1 protein-coding gene is annotated in these 1,259 nt (G+C 59.2%); it reads right to left on the bottom strand.

Features of this window, described 5'->3' with window-relative positions; genetic code table 11:
• Window positions 1-83: 83 nt before the first annotated feature.
• The coding region (tuf, locus tag ACR0DH_RS20235; protein ID WP_480551882.1) for an elongation factor Tu at window positions 84-1,259 on the bottom strand (1,176 nt) is incomplete at its 5' end.

The following is a 1,259-nucleotide window of genomic DNA, read 5'->3' as shown; positions in this document are numbered from 1 at the left end:
TGGGACGGCCTTCTTTTGTTCAACCGAGTGGGCTCTCATTGCTCTTTCAGAGCAACTGCCGCCCACCAGTCGGCAGAGCCGACTTAATCAGTGATTTTCGACACAACGCCGGCGCCGACGGTGCGGCCGCCTTCGCGGATCGCGAAGCGCAGGCCCTGCTCCATCGCGATCGGTGCGATCAGCTCAACGCCGAACGACACGTTGTCGCCAGGCATGACCATCTCGGTGCCTTCCGCCAGGGTCACGGTGCCGGTCACGTCAGTTGTACGGAAGTAGAACTGCGGACGGTAGTTCGCGAAGAACGGGGTGTGACGACCGCCTTCTTCCTTGGTCAGGATATAGGCTTCGGCTTCGAACTTGGTGTGCGGTGTAACCGAACCCGGCTTACACAGAACCTGGCCACGCTCAACGCCGTCACGATCCACACCACGCAGCAGGGCGCCGATGTTGTCGCCTGCTTCACCGCGGTCCAGCAGCTTGCGGAACATTTCAACGCCGGTGCAGGTGGTTTTGCTGGTGTCGCGGATGCCGACGATTTCGATCTCGTCGCCAACATTGATCACGCCACGCTCAACACGGCCGGTCACAACGGTACCACGGCCCGAGATCGAGAACACGTCTTCGATCGGCATCAGGAACGGCTGGTCAACAGCACGCTCAGGGGTGTCGATATACTCATCAACAGCCGCCATCAGTTCCTTGATCTTCTCTTCACCGATTTCCGGGTTGTTGCCTTCCATCGCGGCCAGAGCCGACCCTGCGATGATCGGAATATCGTCGCCGGGGTATTCATACGAAGACAGCAGCTCGCGGATTTCCATTTCCACCAGCTCCAGCAGCTCTTCGTCGTCAACCTGGTCCACTTTGTTCATGAACACGACCATCTTCGGGATGCCAACCTGGCGGCCCAGCAGGATGTGCTCACGCGTCTGCGGCATCGGGCCGTCAGCGGCGTTCACAACCAGGATCGCACCGTCCATCTGGGCAGCACCGGTGATCATGTTCTTGACGTAGTCGGCGTGGCCGGGGCAGTCGACGTGTGCATAGTGGCGGTTGTCGGTCTCGTATTCCACGTGGGCGGTCGAGATGGTGATGCCGCGCGCTTTTTCTTCCGGCGCACCGTCAATCTGGTCATACGCTTTGAAGTCACCGAAATACTTGGTGATTGCTGCGGTCAGCGTGGTCTTGCCGTGGTCAACGTGGCCAATCGTGCCGATGTTGACGTGCGGTTTTGTACGCTCAAACTTTTCCTTTGCCAT

Source organism: Ruegeria sp. I1 (genome assembly GCF_056532675.1).
This window is presented reverse-complemented; position numbering and strand designations above follow the sequence as displayed.